The organism is Microvirga tunisiensis (assembly GCF_009296175.1).
GTDB classification, from domain to species: domain Bacteria; phylum Pseudomonadota; class Alphaproteobacteria; order Rhizobiales; family Beijerinckiaceae; genus Microvirga; species Microvirga tunisiensis.
This window is the reverse complement of the sequence record NZ_VOSK01000641.1, coordinates 1-1,983: the sequence shown is the minus strand read 5'-3', so window position 1 is coordinate 1,983 and position 1,983 is coordinate 1. Positions and strand designations below refer to the sequence as shown.

Annotated in this window: 2 protein-coding genes; one reads left to right on the top strand and one right to left on the bottom strand. The window is 64.9% G+C overall.

Annotated elements, in window-relative coordinates:
• Window positions 1–144 (bottom strand): DUF6429 family protein (locus FS320_RS49370; RefSeq protein ID WP_244626992.1); only part of this gene is annotated, 144 nt, incomplete at its 3' end.
• Window positions 145–648: 504 nt separating this feature from the next.
• On the opposite strand from FS320_RS49370, the gene FS320_RS42360 reads away from it, so the two are divergent.
• A complete protein-coding gene (locus FS320_RS42360) occupies window positions 649–1,881 on the top strand; it encodes a recombinase family protein (RefSeq protein ID WP_244627743.1) in 1,233 nt (410 codons plus the stop codon).
• Window positions 1,882–1,983 lie beyond the last annotated feature (102 nt).

Sequence of the window (1,983 nt, the reverse complement as noted above, 5' to 3'; positions counted from 1 at the left end):
GACTGGGTCGCCGATCAAGCCCTTCTTGTGAAGCCGATCCGTCGTTGCCCAGTCGAAGCCCTTCCAGGCACAACGCTCGTTATGCAGCGTCAGCCATAACAGCGCCAAAACGGCATCGTCGATCTTGTCCTCATCGATCTCCATGAACCGACGTTACCACGCGCGGCACCCAAAATCCCGCGGCCCCGCTCGGATGGATACTGATTGCCGACCGAGGCTACGACAGCAACTGGTTCCGGGCAGCTCTTGTCGAGAAGGACATCACGCCGTGCATTCCGCCGACCAAGAGCCGCAAGGTGCCGATTGCTTACGACAAGACGCTGTATCGGCAACGGCACAAGGTCGAGATGGTCTGATCACAAATGACAAATTCTGCCTGAGCCACTTTGGACAGTTTAAGCTGAACTGGTGGCGGTTGCCGTTGCGCTTGCGCCAGCCGGAACCAGGGAGTTGCCCTGTGCTGCGGAACAAATCGGCAGCAGGAGGCAACGATGCGGGATTGGCGGGTGCGTCGCGTGTGGCAGCCCCACCCAGACGGGCAGCGGCACTGGGATCGGACCTATCAGCAGCTGATGGCCTGGACCCACACCGGACCACGATGCGCCGCGCTCCCGGCCGACCCCGCGCCTCCCGCACAGGAGGGGAACGATGAGGATCGGGATCTATGCACGGGTGTCTACCCAGCGCCAAGCCCAGGCGGACGGCCTCGCCCAGCAACTGGAGCGCCTGCAGGCGCATGCGCGCCAGCACGGATGGACGGTCGCGCCCGAGAACGTCTTCCGCGATGACGGCTACAGCGGTGCCACTCTCAAGCGGCCCGGACTGGAGCGGCTGCGGGACCGGGTGGCCCTGCGGGACCTGGATGGCATCCTGATCACCGCTCCCGACCGGCTCGCCCGCAACTATGTGCATCAGGTGTTGCTGCTGGAGGAGATCACGGCCACCGGATGCCAGGTCCACTTTCTCGACCGGCCGATGAGCCAGGATCCGCATGATCAGCTTCTGCTGCAAATCCGTGGGGCCGTGGCCGAATACGAGCGCAGCCTGATCGCGGAGCGGATGCGGCGCGGCCGGCTGCGCAAGCTGCAGGCCGGCGTCCTGTTGCCGTGGATCCGGGTGCCGTACGGCTATCGCGTCGATCCGGATCGCCCCCGCGATCCCGCCGGCGTACGTCAGGACGAAGCCGAGGCCGCTGTGGTGGCCGAGATGTTCGCCTGGTATGCTGACGAGGGCCGCAGCTTGTATGGCTTGGCCAAGAAGCTGCACCAGGACGCAGTGAAGCCACCGCGCAGCCGGACACGCTGGAGTGTGCCTGGCTTGCGGGTGATCCTGACCAATCCCGTCTACATGGGCGAGGTGTATGCTGGGCGGATTCAGGAGGCCTGCCGGACCGGGAGCACGGCAGTGCCGCGACGCATCCGAGCGCGGGAGGACTGGATTGCCGTGGCGTCGATCCCGGCCATTGTCACCCAGGAGCAGTTTGATCGCGTGCCGGCCAAACTCGCCCAGAACCGGCAATTCGCAGGCCGCAACAACACGGCTCAGCGCTACCTGTTGCGGGGTTTGGTCAGCTGTGGCGTGTGCGGGTTGGCGTGCTTCGGCCGCTGCTTACATCCGCATTATCGCTACTATTGCTGTCGCGGCAAGCTGTCGGCCCTCCACTCTTACCGGGAGACGAAGTGCCGCTCGCGCTTTATTCCGGCCGAGCCGATTGAGAGCTTGGTCTGGGCGGATCTCTGTCGTTTGCTGACCCATCCGGAGGCCATCGGCTATGCGCTGGAGCGGGCGCATGGCGGGCATTGGCTGCCTCAGGATCTCCAAGCCCGGCGCGATGCCTTGAAGCGCGGGCAAGTCCGTGTAGCGCGACGCGCGATCCTGTGAGTAAGGCGACGGCCAGATTTACGAGATGTCGCCTCCGGTTGAAGTCGACCTACCGTGTCGCGGGACGACGCGGAGGAGCGCATGAGCCGGCTCGATCAGGAG

What these genes read in the sequence shown, in the direction of transcription:
- FS320_RS42360 (WP_244627743.1), top strand. Translation starts at nt 649, where the DNA reads ATGAGGATCGGGATCTATGCACGGGTGTCTACCCAGCGCCAAGCCCAG.